The following is a 21,789-nucleotide window of genomic DNA, read 5'->3' on the forward strand; positions in this document are numbered from 1 at the left end:
CCCAGCCCCGACCATAAATATCGGCTAATATTTTGTTTGTCATTTCATTGCCTTATTATTGTGTTAAGTTAATCTTTGCTCCTTTAATATCTACCCCCGATTTTCCTGAGGCGGACAGGGATTTTTCGGCCTGTATTTTAATTTCCTGAGCATTGGTGATGAGGTTGTTAGCTGAATTAAGCGTGATATCTTTATCTTGTTGCAGAGATAATGTGTTTTTTCCGCTATTGAGCGCGACAGTTTTATCTTGATTATTGAACACTAAGGCCTGTTGATGATCTCCTTGTTTGATGACTAAGGTTTTCATTGGGTTTTTTTCACTGGGTTCTACCGGAGCTTTATTTTTCGGGTTGTGCATGGAGCCTAATATCACCGGGAAGCGCGGATCGCATTCAAAGAAACCGATAATCACCTCATCTCCTGGTTCAGGGTAGAAGCAAAATCCGCTTTCATGGCTGGCATAAGGCTTACCCAGGCGGGCAAAAAGTACACTGTTGGTTAAGTTTAACGCCGGTATCTTGACCGGAATACGTCCCAGTGACTGTCTGTCTGGTTGGTATTTTTCAACAATACCAACATGCAACTCTTTAACCGGAGGAACTGCCTGTTCTGCATCTGGCGGCATACCTAAGGTTAACCGGGTACGCCAGCCTTGCCGCTGATTAATTATCTGGCTCACGCCGGTGATAATCCCTTGACCATCCATCCCCTGACCAAAGCCATTCAGCGCGAGGACATCACCCGGCTGATAGCGGCTATCACCTTCGACTTCAAAACTACCGGAGACGTTATCACTTCGCAGGTTATCCATAATGCCTTGAGCAAGATATTTAGCTTGCTCATTATCCAGTGGATAGTTAAAAACCCATTGCCAGTCTTTATTGGTCAGTGTAGTTATGCTGTCTACCGCTAGTTTATTACTGCCAAGCCCACTATTCTTCACCTGAATTGTCTGAGACAGTTTTTGTTGGGTAATGTCCCAGGACTGTACACTCACCGTTTTGGGGCTGCGCTGGTTATCCCATTGCAAGTTTGCTTCAAACAGTACAATGTCCTGATCGTTGGTGCTCTGACGGATCGTATGTACAGTTGATTGATTCAGCGCTTTAGGTGTTATCAGTGTAACGACTTCATTGCCGGGCAGCAGCCAGGTATTAGTGGCGATAAGTCGGCTTTTTAAGAATGTCCAGTCATTACAGCGAAATTGCACCATTTGCTCATGCACGGTTTTGAGCTGAGGGGCCTGTTTTATCGTCGTTTGTATACCGGCCTGACTGAATAGCTTCTTGATAATCGCTTCATCACTTTGTTTGCTGAATAGCTGTGAGTGGAGGCCATCTGTTAATTTTTGCAATGGATGTTTTGCCGTCAAGGTCATCAGGCTGTCCTGGCCTTTGAACTTAAGTGCTTGCCGAACAATGATCCCTTTAAACAATATGGTTTTTTGGATCTGTACAATAAGTTCATTATTGGGGCGGCAGTTTGCCAGTTCAGCCTGTGCTTTGGCATCAAAAATATAGTTAGCATCGCCGGCGATACCCAGGGTGATGTTAACCGAGGGAATACCATTGATGTAGTGGTTTACTGTCAGGTTGATAGCAGTAAATTGATTGAGGGTTTTGCCGCTTATCTTGATGGTTATCTCAGGTATTTTCATGCCTTCTCCTGTGCTTGCAGTGTTTGCCCTGGGGTGAAGTCATCAAGATTATCCAGATCGTTTTGCCAGGCAAGGGAGAGATAATCAATGCCGCTTGCCAGAGAAGCGCCAGCGCCTAAGGCAATCAACGGCAGGGTGAGCATATCTGTCACACTGACTGCGGTGACCGGTGGTGATTTTAACTGCTGCTCAGTGGCCTGAATAACAAAGCTTTCGTCTGCAACCAAAGATAAAGTGGCACTGGCTCGCAGTGGGGTGGCGTCCCGGTCAAACAGGGTGTAATTAATGGTAAGGCCACTGGCCCGGCCAGCGAAATAGCCTTTGTTTTCCCAGCGCATTTTGCCCCATTTGATTTTCAGGAAGTGGGGCACATGGGTGCTGGCATCAATGGCGCATAAGGCTTTCAGGGTCGTCAGTTGTGTTTCTACTGGGATATTATTGCCTGGCATGGAAGCATCAAACAGCAGGACTAATGACAAGCCAGCCGGTGGCGATGACACATAGTGACTACTTTTTCTGGTATGGTTAACACTTTTATCCTGTTGATAATGGGTTTGATAATCGAGTTGAATGGCATTGGGGTTATACATCGCCTGTAAACTTCCCACGGAAATTTTCCCTTCCCGGTCTTTGAAGGCAGTCAGGGTGAGTTTGGACAAGCCGCGTTCAATTAAGCTCATAACGGCCTCCTGCTTCACGCAATGCGTCTAACACCTCCTGTTTTACCATCTCAATCAGACGGGCATTATCCAGCGCCTCCTGGGCTAATGTTCGCGGGGACAATAAGTCACTTGCGGAATCGGTAACTTTTGCCTGAATAATCAATTCTTTAATTTCGACAGTCATACTTTCACTCCTAACCAGCGCATATCCTGATAACGTAATTCTAGGGAATTCACCAAGACGGCATTGCTATTGGCATCAAAGTCGCCGGTGGACCAACGAACCGGCAGGGCGTTACTTAGCGTCCAGCTTGCCACGGGGACTGAATTTTCATTCAGCAGCATGATGACGACATCGGCATAAACCGTTTTTTCGCCGCGCAGGACGCGATCAAACATCAGAGTGAGTGGTGTCACCGTCATGACGCCGCGTTCCAGATGCAGACTGCCATGCTGGATTTTTTCGGCCAGCCAGACATTTCTGGCGTTTTCTCCACCTTGACTGTATTGGGTCGTTTGCAGTTCGCGGCTCAGGCCCGATATCCGCTGAAAGGCAATATCCAGTGGGCTAGGGATATTGTTAAACAGAAAACTGGCGATAAAACGGTGTGATACTGACGGGGTATAGAGGTTATGCATATTTTGCCCCTGTTTAGCTAGGTATGGTACCGGTACGAGTATCAAATGTCAGATTCAGCTCAATGAATTCCGCCGGAATTAACACGGCCAGTCTGATCTTGATGATCATCTTTCCGGCCCGCAGATCCGCTTCTCTCATTGATTCGTCAACGCCCAGTAATACTTCAAATGCTTGATCTTCTTGGGTGCCCCGTAGCCCACCCTTTAGCCATAACTGACGTAGCCAGTTGTGGGCTTGACCTTTGAATTTCATCCAGGTGATAGCGTTGTTGGGTTCAAAGACGAAGGCTCGGCCAAGTTGAGTCATATAAGCTTCGATATAGGAAACCAGACGGCGGGTCTGAATATAACGCCAGGGGGAGTCGTGGGTATTTTCCAACGTTCGGCATCCCCAGATCCTGATGCCTTTGCCGGGAAAGCTGCGGACCAGATTCAGTGAGGCGCCATCCGGGTTAAACAGGGCATTCGCTTCAATATAAGCGCGTACCGGGCTGATCACTTTGCTTAACGCGATGTTGGCCGGTGCGGTCCAGACGCCTTGTTGGTTATCGTTACGCTGGATGACGGCAGCCACTGCGGCGGTTGGTGAAAGCACGATAGGGTTTTGTGTATTATCCTGATAGGCACTTTTTAGCAGCGGCCAGTATACGACGCCCCATTGTCGATCAGCGGAAGAAAACTGTTGTAAACACTTAGCGGCTAATGTGGGATCGTCTGGGGCATCCAATAACCCCATGATACCGCGCCGGCTCTTGCAAAGATTGAGCACCGATTGCCAAAGTTGTAACCAGAGATCGCGTTGAGTATCGGAGATTTCTGTCTGATCAAAGCGGATAACATCTGGGGTGATAATCAGGGTAATGTCGTTCTCTGCGGCAATCGTTTGTGCCAGCCACGCTTGTTGCAGCGCAGTGATTAATGACGAAAAATCGCTTAATTGTTGCTCCGTACCCAGTGACAGCACATAAGCTTGCTGACCGCCGTTTTCAAAGAAATGGCGCACGGAATAGTACATTAATCCTGACTCAGGAAATGACCGGGCGAAATCGGCCAGGCTGTGGAGCTTGATAGCGGTTTTATCGACCGGCGATGAGGTATAACCGATAAAAACCGGTATACCGATAAACGAGTCATTTTGCTTTGGGAATATCAGATTTTCTGTGATGGTGACGCTCGGCTGTGTTATCTCCATTATCATCTCCTTAACGACTGAATAGACGCGGCGTTTAACCGCGTCCCGGCACAGTTACTGTGCTACATTTTGTGAAAACTGAAGGATAATAAATTCAGCCGGGCGCACTGCCGCCATGCCAATTTTGACAACCATTTTCCCTTGTTTAATGTCGTCGTCGGACATGGTGATATCTTTACCAATCTGGACAAAATAGGCTTCTTGTGGTTTGTTCCCCGCTAACGCTCCTTGCTGCCAAAGTTGATGGAGATAGTTGTCAATGGCTGACCGGACTCGTTCCCAAGTGGGTTGGCTGTTAGGCTCAAAGACGGCAAATCGCATTGCTTGCTTGATATCCCGTTCTGCCGCATTAAATAAACGCCGAACTGGAATGTAGCGCCAGTTGTCATCATCTTGCAGAGTACGTGCGCCCCACACGACAAAACCTTTGTGGCTGAAATAGCGAATAGCGTTGATGCCTTTAGAATTCATCTCCCCTTGTTCATCATCAGTAAGCCGTTCGGCCACATCACTAATCCCGTTAAGTGCAATATTCGCCGGGGCTTTCCAGACGCCACGGCTGGCATCCGTAGCGCAGTAGACTCCCGCCATGACTGCACTGACAGGAATGGTGTTGTCGCTGGAGGCCATTTTGTCCTGTATTGCTTGAACCACTTGTTGGTAGACAGTTGGGTTTTTCTCTTTGAGTTGCGCCAGGTTTTTGACTTCATCGGGTTTTGTTTTTGTATCTTCATAACCTGATACTGCTATCTGGCTATCTTCTGCTTGAATAAGTTGTGAGACTTTAACCGCCGGATAATACGTCGCGGTTTGTGATGTTACTTCAGTAATGAGTGCAGTGTTTTTATCCTTGTTGTCAGCGATAAGGAAATAGCCGGCATTTAATAAAGAGGTGAGGCTGCCATATATTGCTTTCTGGTTATAATCACTGTCTTTAAGGTAGACTATCAGTGTAATTTCTAAAGCCTGTTCAATTAATTCAGGGATTGATTCCAGAAATCCATCTGTTAACTTACTTGGTCGTGGCAGGATATAACAAGGCCCGCCACCATTTTGGAAATAAAGTTTTAGGGCATCACTACTGGTCGTGTAGTTAACTGTTTTCACCTCGTAAATGTAAGCGGGATCTTTATTGCCTGCATCAACAGAGATATCGGGAGTAGCAACGACTGCTGTATTGCCTTTAACGCTCTCGAAAAGAGTTGGGGCAGGCGTTGAAGCCGGTTTTGTTGGTTTAATTGCGATTGATGTAATACAACCCGCATTGAACAGATTAGTAAAATCCAGCCAGCTATTAACGCGTGTTACTTGTGATATTAGGTTGGTTTTTTGGGGTGAAAAATCGCCAATAAAAACGGGTATTGCCGTGTTCCCCTGACTAACAGAAAGGTTTAATGACGCATCTTCTTCAATATAGACACCAGGATAAGTTGGTATTGTTGGCATGTTGCCTCCAATTATTGAGCGGTGTTCTGTGTAAACTGCAAGATAATGAACTCTGCTGGACGAACTGCTGCCATACCGATTTTGATGATCATTTTTCCCTGGTTGATATCGTCATCGGTCATGGTGATACCTTTGCCAATTTGAACAAAGTAAGCGTCATCTGGTTTATTTCCCGCTAAACCACCTTGTTGCCACAGACTATATAGATAGTTATTGATGGCACTGCGTACTCGTTCCCAAGTCGGTTGGCTGTTGGGTTCAAAGACCGCGAAGCTCATGGCGTTTTTAATGTCCCGTTCCGCGCTGTTAAACAGGCGTCGAACCGGGATATAACGCCAGTTATCTTTGTCCTCAAGAGTACGAGCGCCCCATACCAGTGTGCCGCTCTTAGGAAAGGTGCGGATCATATTTAGTGCTTTACCTTGGTTGTATTGTGCTTGCAGGTCATCGGTTACCGGATATTTAGGTTGTAATCCACCTTGAATAGCCACGTTAGCCGGTGCTTTCCACACGCCACGGGTGCTATCGACAGAGCAATAGACACCAGCAATAGCAGCACTTGGGGGAATATCGATAGTAGTCGTCCAATCGGCGGTTAACCAGGGGTAGTAAACGGCAGCAAAAGGATTTTGGTCATAATCGCTGTTGGATGTGCCATCGGATTTTAACTCTGTGGTAGGACCATCAAAAATAGCAAATAAACCTTTGCCCGGTTTGCAAAGTGTACTTACAGCAGTAGTAATATTCTCTCCGGCAGCAACCAGCAATGTGACATCATCCAGCTTTGGAACTTGTTTTTCTAAATCTGTGGTTTGGACCAGATAGCAATATCCACCACCGTTAATAAAATAAGCGTGCAGTGAGATATCAAGTGTATTGGCAGGATCAAATTGTTTATTTTTTAGTGTCAGATATTCCAGCCAGTTACTAATGCGAATATAGGGCTTGCCTGATATTAATGGATTGTCACCTGCGACAGCAAAAACAGGCACTGCTGTTGCACTGGAACTAACGGAGAGTGACAGCGAAGCGTCTTCTTCAATATAAACACCGGGGTAGGTTGTTATTGTGGTCATAAAATCTCTCCTTATTAAGCTGCTTGAATGGTTACACGATCTGCTGTCAGTGCTATTTCCTGAACAGCGATTTCATTGCTGGTGGCATCAAAAGAGGGGGAGGTGAATGACGTTGGGAATGCATTAGCCACGTTCCAGGTCATTAAGATTTCGGTGCCAGCTTCATTGGTCAGGCTAATTGCAATATCTTTCTTCTCAACTTGATTAAGTTGAATAGAATTAATCCAGTCAAACAGTTTGGTGTCGCCAGGGAAGACCCCCTTACGCAGGGTAATATTGATAGATTGACGTTGGCCCGGCATTTTATAGTAATTACCGATGCCATCTTTATATTCGATGACATCATAATGAACATCAAGCCCGGAAACGTTGTTAAATGGGATTTGTTCGTCACCGACTGAAACAACAAACCGATAAGTAGGAATGGGATATTCAACAGCGATTTGTTCTGAATTTATAGCCATGATTCTTCCTTTATTAGTTATTGATGTTTAAAATCTAAGAAAAGCTCTATCGTTTTTTTACTAGCACTGAAAATATGGATATGGCTACCGCAGCAACATGATTTTTAAAGGTTATTATTCATGATGGATATTTTTTGATTTGTGGAAATAATTTTTATTTTATTCTTATCATTAATTAATAAAGTGATTCAAGATGGATTTTTTAATAATGTTACAGAACCGACATTTTTATATGTTCATAGCAAGTTTTTCATTATTTTAGTTTGGAATAGATTAAGTCTGATTATTGAAAACGGTGAGTGATATTAAGTACCTGTGACTTTTTTATTTCACTATGAAGGAAGAAGTTTATGATGAGTTAATTATCTGGAGTAAACTTTTATTGGGATATCTGCTGTGCTTAAAGTTAATAACACTTACCCAATGTTTGAGTACACAGCCCAGTAGATATTTATGAGAAAAATTTTTCACAAGGAAAGAAAATATAAAAATCTTGATATTTTATTACAAGTGACTATTAATTATATATGTGGTTTTGGTTTTAATATGCTTTCCCTTTAATTAATAATTTCAAGATAATGTTAATAGTTACCTATCAGTTTAAAGTTCAACAAATAGCGATTTGTAAATAATGTTTGTGTAATGTTTCTGACTTAAGAAATTTTTATTACTTCATAGGAAAAATTATGACTCTATACAAAAGAATATTTATTTTTTTTACCATACTGCTCACCCCTATAATTTCATGCCTTGCTGATACGAAACTGGATACGTTATCTATAGATGATTATAAGGCTGTATCTGAACTTTTAGATAGCATTAAGGTAAATAATAAACCTAAAGTGATCAATCTAACTATTCCATCTCATAAAAAGGGGTATATAGCACTGTTACGCTACAGTGGTATTACTGAACAGAAGTATCCTGATGTTTTTAAAGATATTGAGACGATAAAAGCAAAGCAACATGCACTGATTAAGAGTGGGAAATCGCTTGAAATACATCGCTCGAATAAAGATCCGGAAAATTTTTTCGGGCAGCCTGTAATCATACCTTCTAAAGGTTATAAATCAATTTCAGCTACAGTTTTTAATTCTCTTTACTATCCTGACTCTTCCGTTCCTTCATCGTTCCAAGACTCACTTGTGGTTTTTGCACTTGATAAAGATAAAAAATCTAGACAGGTAATCGCATCAGGTTCAAGCAGTATAGAGGGTAAGGTAGTACGGAGCCATACAACAGAAGCCGTTCCTGGAGAAGATATACTTGATGGTATTAATAATCCTAATCAATATTCTGTTATCGCTGTTGCAACATATCAGGGAAAAATAAATGGAATAAGTATCAGTGACGGGCCAATTATCATGAAATCAAATATACTTGATTTCGACGATGCTCCAAAAGAGATGTGTAACACGTCACCTAATGCACCTGATTATGTAAAAAAGAAGATATGTAACACGGACCCCGGTTATAAGGAGTATTTGCAGCATATACGCCCTATAATCGTTTGCTTAAATAGAGCAAATCCTGAACACGGAGCTCCCGATGCTTGCGATTATGGTCCAATGACGCCAGAGATACCATATAGTAATACACATATCAACATGGAAATCATTGGCAGTGTTGAATTCGATGACTATATCCTGATTGATGAGAATAGAAAGCCTAAGGGAACCAAGAGATTACCAATAAGCGCAGAGTTGACGCTGGTTGGCCTTGATACTGGTGGTGGATGTAAAGCAAGAGAAATTGATGAAAATATATTTTGGGAACATGTGACGGTTGATGAAAGCGGTAAAAGATTGACATGGGATTTCTCCAAAGGCTCAGGTTACGCTGATTTTGGGGAAAAATGCTGGAAGAATAACGAGAGGTATGTATTGGATTTACAGGCTAATATTCTCACAACTCCTGATAAGTCTGATAAGGAAGCATCTTTTATTCCATTCACTTATACTAATAGGGACGGAAGTACTCCGTCTGATTTACAATTCATTTACCCACCCATTAACATCCAATATGGTTGTATTGCTGAAGGTACATTAATAGATATGGCCGATGGTTCTAAGAAGAAGGTTGAAGATATACGTTCAGGCGATAGCGTTTTAACAAAGCAAGGCGGTGTATTACAAGTGAAAAGCCGTATTGTAGGTCACGATACTGAATTTGTTGATTTAATTTATAATAACGGTGAAAAAGTTTCATTGACGCCAACGCATCCTGTTGCAACATTACGAGGAATAGTCAAAGCCGATGAACTTAAGATCGGTGATACTATATATACACGTGATGGTCAAACTACCCTTAGCTCAGTTAAATTGAGAAACACAGATCCATTAAACGTATATAATTTCGTGTTAGAAAAAACAGATGATAAAAGTGAATTGTTACCTGAAGATGCTTTGCTTTTTGCTGGTGGCATTTTAGTCGGTGATAATAATCTGCAAAGAAAGGTATCGATAGAAAATTGATATTTTTAAGAGACTGTAATTTTAATTGTCAGTATTAAACTGCGCCACCTCCTAATGGAGGTGGTTTTTTACTTATAGTTTTGCTGAATAATAAATGGTCAGTCAAAGAACCACACCCTCCGATTTAAGATATCGGTTTAGAGTTTATTTCGTTCCATTTAAGCTTAAATTCCCTATTCCTTTCTCAATAAATAGCGAGCAAAAATTCTCTGTCGGCATTTAAAAAACCTTGGTTAATGCAAGGCGTTTTTCTTCAACAAAGAATATTCAGAGTTGAGCACTGTTGTATGCCCCATTTTTACGAAAATGTGATCTGTGACAGGCTCAGTACAACAGTAAGTCTTAACAACAATCTAATTTTATATATAAATAATTCTTATTTATTGTCATTTGCTGCTAATTGACAGAATGAAATCCATTGACTTTTTAATGAGCTGTATCATTAGTTTTAATCGATACTTTCGATCTAAATTAATAAATTCGATAGTTTTTATCGATCGATTGTGTGATTTTTGAACGATTTAAACAATTTTATTTTCTAAATGATAACTTATAGTATTAATTTCATAACGAAATATTGAAATTTTATAAATACTTTTATCAATTAAATCATAACGCAAATATTTTATTTCTTTTGTAAGTATATGAGTGATTAGCAAATAACAGTTCTTAAGTACGAGTTGTAACACATCTATATTTCGATTTTGGAGTTATCAGCATGAATAAGAAAGTCAATGTATTGCGTGGCGCCAGGTATCAATTAGGTTTTACGCTGATTGAAGCATTAGTTGTGATGATTGTTGGGATTGTGATATTAGCCGCCGCCGCCGCGGGGATTGGTAAGTTGTTTCGGGCTTCGGAAATTTCAACCGAATCGTCGAATATTACTCAGATGGCCGCAAATTTGAAATCAATTAAAAATGGCGCCAAAGGTTATGACAGCTTGGATAACAAGATTGCCATCCATTATAAGGTTGTTCCGGCCAATATGACTCAGGATGGTAAGTCCGGGATTATTTTTAATAGTTGGAATGGCAAGGTAATCATTTCTCCGGGAGATACCACCGCTCAAACCTTTAAGATTGAGTATCAAAATGTGCCTGATGAGGCTTGCCAGCAACTTTCGTTGAAATTGCGAGTGGCGGGTTGGTCGAAAATGACCGTGGGTGGTGGAGGTGGGAAAGGACAGCAGTCAGCCACGGAAATTAAACCAGATTCGACTTTGGCGCAAATTGAAGCGGCGTGTAATGCCAATGATGCGAATACCGTGACGCTTGTTTCTGCCAGTTAGAGTTTGATTGATGTTTTGATGTGGATGTGTGGCTTGGCAGGCTCGGTGAAGGCTTCTCAAGCTGCATTTTCTTGGTGAGGGAAGTTGCCGGTTTCTCTGGTTCTGTTGTTGTTTCCCTTATCTAATCGTTGTGTGCTGAATCTGCCGGGAGATCATCATGATGATAGGGTGGTTGCAATCTTCTACCGGGTGTTTGGTCCTGGCATCCGGGTTGCTAGGGCTGTGTGTCGGAAGTTTTCTTAATGTGGTGATCTGTCGCCTGCCGATGATGATTTTCTCTGAAATCAATAATGAGTCTGTCAGCTTTAATCTCTGTTTTCCTGGTTCCCATTGTCCACGTTGCAGCCACGTGTTAGCGGCCCGCGATAACATTCCCCTGTTGAGCTATTTGTGCCAGAAAGGACTCTGTCGATACTGTAAGGGTGCGATTTCTATACGTTATCCACTGGTTGAAGGCACGGTAGCGGTGCTCTTTTCCTTACTGGCTTTGGACTTGGGTTGGAGTTACTCGTTGTTGGGGTTTTTAGTGTTCAGCTCGATGTTGGTCGTACTGGCGGTAGTCGATTTCGAATATATGCTGCTGCCCGATCAACTGACACTTTCTTTGTTATGGCTAGGGTTGCTGTTTAATTTGTCATCCGCCGGTTTTGTCGCGTTGCCTTTGGCTGTCATTGGCGCAGTTTGGGGATATCTGTTTTTCCGGCTGGTTGAGTGGATCGCCCGGCGATTGACTCGACGCGATGCATTAGGCATGGGAGATGCCAAGTTTCTGGCGGCGCTCGGTGCCTGGTTAGGGTTGGAAGCGCTGCCAGTAGTGATTTTGCTGGCGGTGGAACTCACGCTGGTAAGTTATCTGGCAATGCGGTGGTTACGCAGAATTAAAACACCGCAGATACCTTTCGGGCCAGGTCTGGCAGTAGCTGGATTGATTGTCGCGCTTTGTCATCGGTAGCTAGCCGTGGTGCAGTTTTATAATAGAAGGGCTGTTTATGCATGATGGTAAGTCTGTATCCATATTGATGATACGTCGTCGTAATGCCGGTTTCACTCTGTTGGAAGTGACGATTGCACTTATGGTACTGGCGTCAATGATGGTGGTTGGTGTGATTTATCTGAATAGGCAGAGTGATATGTTGGTGAATCAGGTGGTAGCCGGGCAAATCCAGCACCTCGGCGATGCCGTAGTGGATTATGTGAATAATAATTACACCGCTTTAAGTCAAGGACCCACGTCAGCACCAATCCATTGGGCGGAGATGCGTCCTTATTTGCCCCCCGGATTGGATCAAAATACAGTCAATCCGCTTGGTCAGAAATATGATGGCGTATTACGTGTCGTTGTGCTGCCTAATGGCAAAAAACGCATCGATCCGCTGATTTACACCGTTCCAGCAATAGAAGGCGGAAAACAGCCGGATGTGGCGGAACATGCAATGAAAATCGTGCAATTGATTGGCGTTGGCGGCCTCTATCTCGATTACCGGGATCGTGACAGTAACAATCCAGTCACTTATTGGAACAGTTACGGTCAGGTCGATTCCCTCGAATCTTTTGCTGGTTTTTTCAATGAACAACCTACTGAAATTGGACGCATTTTTTACGCTCCATTTGTGCGGGATGCATCAACTTATGGTCCCGGTACCTTGGCCGGTGATTTGCTTCATCGGCAAAAAATAGATGGGCATCCAGAGTGGAATAAGATGGAAACCAGCATCAACATGGGGGGCAATCACCTTGATCAGGTCGATACGCTGTCGATGCAAGGGAGCGGTGTGGTTGATGGGGTGAATAAGGTCGCTTTCTCTTCCCGTTTTCAGCAAAAACAATCTTATATCGCGCAAGGTAATGATGGCGCGATGGTTGTTAATCCAACACATGGCACGCTATTTATTTTGGATGGTAATGCTAATCCCGCTAGGAAAGGCACTTTGGCTGCCGGTGATGTTCATGCAGATCAGAACGTGGTTGTTGGTAATAACCTGGTGATAAATACGAAAACGGGCAGTTTTGCCGGTAGGGGATGTCCAGCGTTAGGGAGCGTATCCATGAGTAAACAGGGAGAGTTGTTGATTTGCCAGCATGTGGGTTTTGGTATCCCGATTTTGCAATGGAAAGATGTCGCAGGGAATAAACGATTGTTTGAAAATCAAATGGTTATGGGAAGTGGTGACGGGCCTGCGTCAGGGATGTCGTCTGCTGTGGCGGGGAGGAGAGATACCGATTATCTCAGTCGTGGCGGTAAGGAAAGCAGCCAGCCCTTTTTGAACAATTCAGATTCTCCTGTGTTGGTGACGGCTTCCATACCATCCCTTTCTCATGGTTATCACCGGCGTTGTGTGTTGGCGGTGTATGAAATGAATGTGCATGGTAACGACCAACAATATAACTTTCCGCTGGTTTCTCAGGGAGCGGGGTTGATGGATAATTCCGGCGCTAATGCTCGTGTCACTCTACGAGAGGCAGCGCCTTGTGCCGTGACATTCATCGCCAAGCCGCATAGGAAATATAATATTATCAGTATGTTACACGCTGCGTACAGAGTACGGAAAACGGAGGACAGAAAACAGAGTATAGGGAGCGGATGATTGGCTGTATCCAATGTTGATTTTTCTGGTGGGTGGATTTTTACGTTTTTAATTTGCGGAGAACGAAAATGTGGCCATTAGCGATTGTTAGCGTTGTCGTTGTGTTTTTCATGCAACTGATTTTTGGTCAGTTGTTACATGAAGTGCGTGTGCAGTCAGTGCGTGCCAGGACAGATGTCGCAGCGTTGTTTCGTAGTTATGCTTCAGCCGGTGTGCAATTACTTAATCATCATTCTCAAGGAAAGATCAGGCGCCGGAATATGCAGCAGGCATTAACTGCTTTGCATATGGAGTGGGTAAACACCGGTGCCTGGTGTGACAACTTTTCCAGTCAGTGTCTTTGGGGGGGATTTATTTCAGGGGCCCATGTCTATATTTTCCGCAAAAATATCAGTGCTAGTGACAATGTGTTGTTGCACGGGGCTTTCGCGGAATTGCTGAGATGGGGAGCAGAACCCGATCAGATAGGTTTCAAGCGTGGCTCTTGGCTTATCGATGGCAAGGGAAAACGCATAGAAAGCCAACTTGCCAGACGATTACCGGGTGATGTTCGGGAATTTGTTTCTGACGGAGCGCTGGTGGAAATATTGTAGTTGCTATTCCGCAAGCGGGCTTTCTTCGGGTAACTGACCCATTAATGGGTTGTTTGGCGACTTATTTTCCTTTGGAGAAAGATCGATGAATAAAATAATCGCATCTGTTTTTATGGCGCTTGTCTCTCTGTCAAATGTCGCCGTTTACGCTACACCTGTGCCAACATCGGTTCCTCTGGCGGCAGTGTGGACAGCAACGTCGGGGCAAACGCTGCGTGATGTTATACAAGCGTGGGCCAGTAGGTCCGGTTATGAGGTGGTGTGGGATGCTTCCTATGATTTTCCGATTCGGGCTAATCTGCGTTTCAGTGGCACGTTCATTCAGGCGGTGAGTGCGTTGTTCGACGCCTACACAATGGCGAATCGCCCTTTCAACGTCGATATTTATCAGGAACAGCGGCTTGTCCATGTTCAGGCTCAGGGGTAATAACATGTCTATTCAGTTTTTGACGTTTTACAGAGGGTTATTGTTGCCCTGTGTAGCCGTTGGACTGTCAGGTTGTGCGGCAATCGCTAAGGTCGATCAGCAGGCAGATACCGAGATGGCGCAGGCGACTGAGGTTATTCAAGGATTACGTGATAGTGCCGCCGCAATGTCGGTACATGTGCATGAACATGGTTATTGGGTGTCAACTAAGGAGATCCCTTCGAAGAAGGAGAGTGAAACCGTCTCTTGTCGGTTGACCCTTGAGGAAGCTGAGCCGATTACCTTGGGTGAGTTCGCGGATAAGATTAAACGTATTTGCGGTGTACCGGTGGTGATCAGCGCCGATGCCCGGCTCGCTGTCTATCCCGGTTCGACATCGGGTGAAAAAGGGAGTGAGGGGGGAGTTGTGGTGGTCAATTCAGGCACACAGCCGGTATCTGGAGAGGGGGAGCCGGAGGTGTTGAAAATTCATGTGAATTGGCATGGATCGCTAGTGGGGTTGCTCGATTCGGTTGTTTCGTCGTCCGGTTTGCATTGGAAAGTACATAATGGCGCAGTGCATATTTTCAAGACAGAGACGCGGGTGTTTCAAATATATGCATTGCCGGGTACGGATGCATTGTCTTCCAGCGTGACTGCGACGACGAGTGCGACGTTCGGCAGTGGAGTCAGTGAGGGTGATAGTGGTAATAGCGGTAGTACTCAAACCCTTGCAACTTCTTTGACACGTTCGGTGATGGATGAGATCCAAAAAACGGTATCAGCCATGCTGACGCCGGGGGAAGGTAAGCTAACTCTATCGATGGCGACAGCATCGTTGGCGGTAACCGATTCACCCGAAGTACTCGATAGGATTAAGGATTACATTGATCAACAGAATAAATTGCTGACCACCCAGGTGGTGCTTAATGTCAAGATCCTGAATCTGACTTTCGATCGCACTGATCAGTATGGTGTCGATTGGTCGCTAGCTTATAAAAGTGCTCGTATAGGATTGAGTAATGAGAGCAGGAATAGTGTTAGTGATGACGGCGGAATCAGTACCAATATTCACATCCTCAAAGGGCCATTCAGTGACAGCGCTTTGCTAATTAAGGCGTTATCAGCGCAAGGTAAAGTATCCATAGTGACTCAACCCTCTGTGACTACGTTGAATTTGCAGGCAGTACCAATGCAGGTGGCAACTCAGACCGGTTATGTTGCATCCATTTCCAATACTTCAACGCCACAAGTCGGTACTTCGGTGGGGATTGAGCCTGCAACAGTGACGACGGGTTTTAATATGTTGATGCTGCCTTATGCTATGGCTGACAAGCAAATATTGTTGCAGTACAACATTAGTTTGAGCGATTTAAAGAAGCTGGAGAAATTTGGCAAGGAAGAGACCGGTCAGGTGCAGTTGCCGACGATAGATTTACGCGCATTCAGTCAGAAGGTGCGGCTGCATTCTGGTGAAACGCTGGTGTTATCAGGGTTCGAGCAACAGTCGGATACCAGTGATCGCAGTGGTTTAGGTAGCCCGGATAATCAGCTCTTGGGAGGGAGCCGTCAGGGTAAAAGGAATCATAATGTGATCGTAGTCATGATTACGCCTATAGTGGTAGATTAAAAGATGACCGAGATAGGCGTGGAGCATGTCATGCAAATCAAGTTATGTGGTAAGACTCTGGTGGCTGGCATCATCTGGCGGCCGCCGGTAGCTGTACTGGCGCGGGCTAACATGCGCAGAAATGGGATTGCAGCGGGGTTTACCCTAGCCGTTCGCCATCGTGTTGGACGAGGTGTTCAGGTCGGTTATGCGCCAAAGGAGGCAGGAGAACCCGGTTATTATTCATTGGCTGCTGTCTTGGCTAAAGTGGTGGATAAATCTAACTGGATCGGTGCGTTTCGTTTGTCTGATGCGTGTTATGCGTTAGTGGCAGTACATCAGGGTGCAATCATGGCTGGACGTGATTTGATCGGAACTCGCGAAGAGATCGAGACGAAGTTGCGTGAGACGGTACAGCTAGTCGAGGATGCTAATGGGGTGTGGCATGCCATCTATGCGCCGAAGGAGTTTGAATCGCTGTGGCCGGAGATGCCATTAGAGCAGCTATTATCGAAATCGATATTGAAAAAGTCTGTCGGTCAGCTAGAAAGTTTAACCGGTGAAATGTCGAAGTATCAAATTAAGGTCTTTGTCATGACCGCCGGTTTAACACTTTTGTTGGGGGGCGGTTGGTGGATGTGGCATACCTATAAGCAGAATAGGGTGGTGGAACTACCTGATTTACCCCGTGAGGTAGTGGAAGCCCTACCACCGCATCCGTGGCTTGCACAACCGCAAATGGCATGGCAATTCTCTACATGGAAGAGGGTGTTAGCCAGAGTGCCCTTGTCGCTGGCAGGTTGGCAGGTTGAATCGATTAGCTTGGATACTGATACGGTTTCCGTGAGCTATCAACGTCATGAAGGCATGCCGATCAATATCTTTCAGGTCGCTGCCATCAATATTTTCCGAGCTGGTCCGGTTATCTCCAATGGGGGAGAACAAGCACAGGTATTGATACCGATTGAGCAGCAGAGTGAGGATCAGGCAGGTAATGATGATGTATTGCAGTCATCCGATCAGGCGTTGGTTGAATTGATCTCTTATTTTCAGGCGCTAAATTTGCCCCCTCCGGTTTTGACTGAGAGTGCTTCCGTCTTGCCCCCACCACCGCCTCCCAGAGCAGAGGGAGAGACACAGGTGTGGGCCAATCCTGATTGGCAGACTTATAGTTGGACGCTCTCTTCTCAGTTACCTCCAGATGCTTTGTTTTCAGGTAAGCCTTTCCCTGGACTGAGGGTCACTAGTGCCAAAGTGGTGTTAGCTGATGGTTTCCCTCAGTGGGAACTCAATGGAGTTTTCTATGCAAAAAATTAGTCAGTTTATGATCAGTCTGTTGATGGTGTCGGTATTTTCGTTGGCATATGCACAAGTATCATCCACTGAGCGTTCAGCAATTCAGGCGAAACCTGTTGCACAGAAACCGGTATTGTCAGAGGTGACGGCGAACAATAGCGTTGCTGCGCAATTGGAGAAATTACAGACGGATGTGATGTTACTTAAAGCCGAAACTGCAAGGGCAAATGCGCAGGCTGAACTCGATAAAATTTCCAGAATCGTGAATAGAGGCAGTGTTGTTAATAACGATTTGCCTTTAGTCAAGTCAATCTTTGGACGTAACGGTGTGTTGATTGCCACGCTCCGGTTTCGTTTGGGTGGCATTATGGATGTGAAAGCGGGTGATTGGTTACCGAATGGTTATAAGGTGATCCGCATTAATTCCGGGGTGGTGACTTTCGCTAAACAAGGACGATGCTATGACGTGGGCCTTACCGCAACCAATGATGCATCGTTGTTAGATAGTCTTGATTTAATGGTAGCGCCACCGTTGCCGTTAAGTCGTTAATTGCTGAGTAGGCGGTTTCCTATGGAAATAACAAGCTCCGATCTGCTGTGTATGGTCAGGCAGGGCGCAAAAGTTTTATCCGCCCTGAGCGGCGCACTTGAAATCGAGTCAGCGAACCGTAGTTTGATCTGTCTGATTGAGTTGCCTCAGCAAAAGGGGCAGTGTGTGCTGGCGGTATCTGCTTCCCATCGCCTTGATCCCCATGTGCTGGCCTATGAGGAAACCGTTAAAAGACACGGTCTTACCTATCAGATTGTCACCTGTGGAATGGGGAGCATATTGGAGTTGTACCGTCTTAACAAAAGCCATAATCATAGTCATGGGTTAGGCGGAACGGAATCCGATGTTCAGCGTTATATCATTCGCTTAATTGGTGAAGCCACTGAGGAGCGCGCGTCGGATTTACATATCATCGCTCGTCATAATTATTGTGAGGTTCGTTGCCGTATCGATGGTTATTTACGGCCAGTGGGACAGTTGCGCCCAGAGGAAGGATTGCGGCTGTGTGCGACGATTTACCAAAGTATGTGTGATGTGGCGGAGCCGACTTTTAAGCCGATGCAAGCACAGCGTGCGCGAATGAAGGATGAATTTCTTGCCGAGTGCGGGCTTTCTGGGGCACGAATTAATACACGTCCTCTTGATCGTGGCATGTTAATGGTGTTGCGATTGCTGTACGCGGATAGCCCCGGAACCGTGCGCACCTTAAGCGATCTTGGCTATTTGCCGGAACAGTGTCAGATATTGGAAGCGCTGATGGACCATCGGGCCGGTGTGGTGCTGCTATCCGGCGCGACGGGTAGCGGCAAGAGCACCACTTTGAAAGTCGTGATGCAGAAGATGATAACCGAGCAAGCTGGCATTCATCTGCTGACACTTGAAGACCCTCCTGAATATGAGATTGAAGGGGCTAATCAATCGCCCATCACCGGTGATCGTGGTGATAGCGTGGTTATCGAACAAGAATGGGCAATGGCAATCGCTGATGCAATGCGACTCGATCCTGATGTAATTATGGTCGGTGAGATACGCGATGCAGTGACGGCAAAGATGACTTTCCGGGCAGCCATGACCGGCCATCTTATTTGGACCACGATACATGCAAACGATGCGTTAGCGATTTTGCCCCGCTTGCAGGATGAGGCGGTAATGGAATCACTGTTAATGGATTCGCGGTTGGTCATCGGCTTAGTCAGTCAATCGCTGATTCAGGTGTTATGCCCTCATTGCAAAATTCCTTTGCAAGGGCATGAGCAAGAACTCTCCGAGCGTTTGTTGAAACGGCTAAATCTTTATTGTCAGCCGGAATCGGTTTGTCTACAGGGGAAGGGTTGTGACTATTGCAAACAGTGCGGTACCGTGGGCCGAACCGTCGTGGCGGAAGTGGTTCAGACTTCTCCTGGCTTAATGCAAGCTTATCGAACCGGTCATCATCATGAGGCAACCCGATATTGGATTACGGAGATGGGCGGTATCAGTAAGATCGACGCACTTATTCGCAAAATAAATGACGGAATGATTGATCCCCGTGCCGGAGAGCGTGTGATGGGGCCGATTGTCCCGGTGGGCTATCAAATCGAGTAAAACGATATGTCAATGACCGATTTTGTTGCAAGACTGAACTATCGAATGGCGAAGATACAGTTCAGTAAGAAAGTGCGGGCCCGTTTCTATGAGCATCTTATTATGATGCTAGAGAATCGTGTCATGCTGATTGATGCATTACGTGAAATGTACAATGTTGCCAGCAATGAAGGCCATAAGCCTAACGGTGGTTATGCGTTGGTGTTGAGTAGTTGCTATGAATCTGTGAGTCAGGGCAGCACCTTGTCAGAGAGTTTGCAACAATGGATTGGTCCTAATGAAGTGGCGGTGATTGCCGCGGGTGAGCGCTCCGGTGATATACGTAGTGCTTTCACGGATGCGATCGCCATGATCGAAGCGGGTAGTAAAATTCGTCGTGCGGTTATTGGTGCATCTATTTATCCTGCGGTACTCATTGGGATGATATGTGTATTGTTGCACATTGTAGCAGGCAGTCTGGTACCGAAATTGGCTGCGGTTTCCAAGCCAGAAACTTGGGATGGTGCGGCTTATACCCTATATTTGATGGGAACATTTGTTAATGACTATGGGCTGTATTCACTGATATTCCTGGTGATATTGTTCATGTTAGTAGCATTATCGTTACCTTTTCTTGGGGGACGATTGCGAACGGGACTTGACCGGTTTCCACCGTGGTCACTGTACCGAACCATTCATGGCAGTATGTTTATACTGAATGTATCGTTGTTGATCCGTTCAGGGATGATGTTGCAATCGGCACTGGAATTGCTGCTGGAACAGGCGGGTTCACGCTGGCTGTATGTGCGTATCGCTGCCACGCTTGAACACATCTCAATGGGGGCCGGTTTTGGTGAGGCGTTGCGCGATACCGGTTACCGTTTTCCTGATAATGAGGCGATCAGTTATCTGCGGTTGTTGTCACGGTTACAGGGATTTGATCAGTCAATGGCAAAGTTCGCACGGCACTGGCTGGATGAAACGATCATTAAAGTCCAGATCGTGACGCGTGGGTTCCTGTTCGTTTCGATCCTCATGATCGGTGGTATGTTGATGCTGGTGGTTACCGCGGTGTCTGGCATTGAGAATGCCATTGAGCAGTCGCTCTCTCTGCCCTCTGTTTAATGTCGAGGCTAACTGATGAAAATTCGCCAAGACATGGAAACTGAAACTCGTGATACATGTCGCGAGAAAGTGCTGGATGAGCTGAGAAGAGCTTGCGGACCGATTATCCTCCAAGCGCTTGATGACAAGGATGTGGTGGAAATAATGATTAATCCTGATGGAAAATTGTGGATTGAATCGTATAACCAAGGCATGAGTGAAGCGCAATCTGATTTTCCGGTAGAGGCGTCAGAGCGGATTTTACTGATTTCGGCAGCACTGCAAAAATCGGATATTGGGACTGATATGGGCCTCATTGAAGGGGAATTTCCGTTGGGGAGTGCGCGTATTGCCGGTGTCTTGCTTCCGCTGGCAAATGCGCCGACTATTGCCATTCGTAAACACTCTCCGGTGGTATTATCGCTGTCTGATTACCGCAAAAGCGGCATTATTAAACCGATAGGCGTTACCGCCATGCGGTTGGTATCCGGGATAGCGAGCTATAAACGCAGTTTTGAACATCCCATTGAAGCAATTCGCGAAGCCGTGGTTATGCGTAAGAATATTCTAATCGTTGGGGGGACCGGCAGTGGGAAGACGACGCTAGCTAATACTATTTTGTACGAGATTAGTCTGCAATGCCCGCATGACCGTATCGTGGCGATTGAGGATACGATGGAATTACAGCTTAACAATGCTAACCGAGCGCTGTTACGCACTAGTCAAGATGTGGATATGCGCCGTTTGTTGCGGACTACGATGCGTTTGCGTCCAGATCGTATTGTAGTGGGGGAGATTCGCGGCGGTGAAGCTTATACTTTGCTCAAGAGCTGGAATTCCGGCCACCCTGGAGGGGTAACAACAATGCATGCTAATTCATCTGAAGAGGGGCTACAAAAACTGGCGCATTACATTTATGAAGATGAGACTGCACAGGGTTTTACTCCTGATACTATCGGTTGGATGATCGCCAAAAGTGTGAATCTGGTGGTGGTAATAGAAAAGATCGCAATGGAACCGGGAAGAATGGTGACAGAAATTTGTGAAGTTTCCGGGTTTATGAATGGTCGTTACAATATGAATGTTTTGTGCTTACAAAGTAATGGGTATTGTGAATTCAAACCACGTATTTAAAGGTGTGATGTTATGGTATGGTATGGTATGGTATGGTATGGTATGGTA

20 protein-coding genes are annotated in these 21,789 nt (G+C 45.3%); 12 read left to right on the forward strand and 8 right to left on the reverse strand.

Features of this window, described 5'->3' with window-relative positions:
- Positions 1–55 precede the first annotated feature (55 nt).
- Genes ACGF49_RS02420 through ACGF49_RS02455 form a run of 8 tightly spaced genes read right to left on the reverse strand, consistent with a single transcriptional unit; the run spans position 56 to position 7,136 of the window.
- Entirely contained in the window at positions 56–1,657 is a 1,602-nt protein-coding gene (locus ACGF49_RS02420; protein ID WP_387489451.1) for a phage baseplate assembly protein V, read from the reverse strand.
- Positions 1,654–2,337 (reverse strand): hypothetical protein, encoded by a 684-nt coding sequence (locus ACGF49_RS02425; RefSeq protein WP_387489453.1) that lies wholly within the window; start codon positions 2,335–2,337, stop codon positions 1,654–1,656. The genes ACGF49_RS02420 and ACGF49_RS02425 overlap by 4 nt, the downstream gene beginning before the upstream one ends.
- Positions 2,324–2,503: a DUF5908 family protein gene (locus ACGF49_RS02430; protein WP_011146007.1), complete on the reverse strand. Its 180-nt coding sequence runs from the start codon at positions 2,501–2,503 to the stop codon at positions 2,324–2,326. The genes ACGF49_RS02425 and ACGF49_RS02430 overlap by 14 nt, the downstream gene beginning before the upstream one ends.
- Entirely contained in the window at positions 2,500–2,958 is a 459-nt protein-coding gene (locus ACGF49_RS02435; protein WP_387489456.1) for a phage tail protein, read from the reverse strand. The genes ACGF49_RS02430 and ACGF49_RS02435 overlap by 4 nt, the downstream gene beginning before the upstream one ends.
- Before the next feature lie 13 nt (positions 2,959–2,971).
- The gene (locus tag ACGF49_RS02440) at positions 2,972–4,150 is read right to left on the reverse strand and encodes a phage tail sheath family protein (RefSeq protein WP_387489459.1); all 1,179 of its coding nucleotides are present in this window, start codon (positions 4,148–4,150) and stop codon (positions 2,972–2,974) included.
- 54 nt (positions 4,151–4,204) lie between these two features.
- Positions 4,205–5,596 carry a phage tail sheath family protein gene (locus tag ACGF49_RS02445; RefSeq protein ID WP_387489462.1) on the reverse strand — a complete coding sequence of 464 codons (1,392 nt, stop codon included), beginning with the start codon at positions 5,594–5,596 and terminating at the stop codon, positions 4,205–4,207.
- An 11-nt stretch (positions 5,597–5,607) separates the two neighbouring features.
- On the reverse strand, positions 5,608–6,672 hold the full coding sequence (locus ACGF49_RS02450) for a phage tail sheath family protein (protein ID WP_387489466.1): 1,065 nt from the start codon (positions 6,670–6,672) through the stop codon (positions 5,608–5,610).
- 14 nt (positions 6,673–6,686) lie between these two features.
- Positions 6,687–7,136: a phage tail protein gene (locus tag ACGF49_RS02455; RefSeq protein ID WP_040152829.1), complete on the reverse strand. Its 450-nt coding sequence runs from the start codon at positions 7,134–7,136 to the stop codon at positions 6,687–6,689.
- A 686-nt stretch (positions 7,137–7,822) separates the two neighbouring features.
- Between ACGF49_RS02455 and ACGF49_RS02460 the strand changes: the two genes are divergently transcribed.
- The 12 genes from ACGF49_RS02460 (at position 7,823) to ACGF49_RS02515 (ending at position 21,741) form a co-directional block, all read left to right on the forward strand.
- Positions 7,823–9,610: a Hint domain-containing protein gene (locus tag ACGF49_RS02460; protein WP_387489470.1), complete on the forward strand. Its 1,788-nt coding sequence runs from the start codon at positions 7,823–7,825 to the stop codon at positions 9,608–9,610.
- Positions 9,611–10,328: 718 nt separating this feature from the next.
- A complete protein-coding gene (locus ACGF49_RS02465) occupies positions 10,329–10,901 on the forward strand; it encodes a type 4 pilus major pilin (protein WP_113043213.1) in 573 nt (190 codons plus the stop codon).
- Between the two features lie 157 nt (positions 10,902–11,058).
- The gene (locus ACGF49_RS02470; RefSeq protein ID WP_113043214.1) at positions 11,059–11,853 is read left to right on the forward strand and encodes an A24 family peptidase; all 795 of its coding nucleotides are present in this window, start codon (positions 11,059–11,061) and stop codon (positions 11,851–11,853) included.
- Positions 11,854–11,890: 37 nt separating this feature from the next.
- Complete coding sequence (gene pilV / locus ACGF49_RS02475; protein WP_113043215.1) at positions 11,891–13,486, forward strand: shufflon system plasmid conjugative transfer pilus tip adhesin PilV; 1,596 nt, start codon at positions 11,891–11,893, stop codon at positions 13,484–13,486.
- A 68-nt stretch (positions 13,487–13,554) separates the two neighbouring features.
- The gene (locus ACGF49_RS02480) at positions 13,555–14,079 is read left to right on the forward strand and encodes a hypothetical protein (protein ID WP_113043216.1); all 525 of its coding nucleotides are present in this window, start codon (positions 13,555–13,557) and stop codon (positions 14,077–14,079) included.
- 85 nt (positions 14,080–14,164) lie between these two features.
- The gene (locus ACGF49_RS02485; RefSeq protein ID WP_113043217.1) at positions 14,165–14,506 is read left to right on the forward strand and encodes a toxin co-regulated pilus biosynthesis Q family protein; all 342 of its coding nucleotides are present in this window, start codon (positions 14,165–14,167) and stop codon (positions 14,504–14,506) included.
- A gap of 4 nt (positions 14,507–14,510) precedes the next feature.
- Positions 14,511–16,115 (forward strand): PilN family type IVB pilus formation outer membrane protein, encoded by a 1,605-nt coding sequence (locus ACGF49_RS02490; RefSeq protein ID WP_271859135.1) that lies wholly within the window; start codon positions 14,511–14,513, stop codon positions 16,113–16,115.
- 3 nt (positions 16,116–16,118) lie between these two features.
- Complete coding sequence (gene pilO2 / locus ACGF49_RS02495) at positions 16,119–17,411, forward strand: type 4b pilus protein PilO2 (RefSeq protein WP_262977786.1); 1,293 nt, start codon at positions 16,119–16,121, stop codon at positions 17,409–17,411.
- A complete protein-coding gene (gene pilP, locus ACGF49_RS02500) occupies positions 17,398–17,940 on the forward strand; it encodes a type IV pilus biogenesis protein PilP (protein WP_113043220.1) in 543 nt (180 codons plus the stop codon). Before pilO2 ends, pilP begins: the two co-directional genes overlap by 14 nt.
- A 21-nt stretch (positions 17,941–17,961) precedes the next feature.
- Positions 17,962–19,524: a GspE/PulE family protein gene (locus ACGF49_RS02505; protein ID WP_113043221.1), complete on the forward strand. Its 1,563-nt coding sequence runs from the start codon at positions 17,962–17,964 to the stop codon at positions 19,522–19,524.
- A gap of 12 nt (positions 19,525–19,536) precedes the next feature.
- Entirely contained in the window at positions 19,537–20,628 is a 1,092-nt protein-coding gene (locus ACGF49_RS02510; RefSeq protein WP_228899366.1) for a type II secretion system F family protein, read from the forward strand.
- Between the two features lie 15 nt (positions 20,629–20,643).
- The gene (locus ACGF49_RS02515; RefSeq protein ID WP_271866372.1) at positions 20,644–21,741 is read left to right on the forward strand and encodes an ATPase, T2SS/T4P/T4SS family; all 1,098 of its coding nucleotides are present in this window, start codon (positions 20,644–20,646) and stop codon (positions 21,739–21,741) included.
- Positions 21,742–21,789 lie beyond the last annotated feature (48 nt).

It is taken from the genome of Photorhabdus sp. RM96S (genome assembly GCF_042879335.1).
GTDB lineage: Bacteria > Pseudomonadota > Gammaproteobacteria > Enterobacterales > Enterobacteriaceae > Photorhabdus > Photorhabdus kayaii.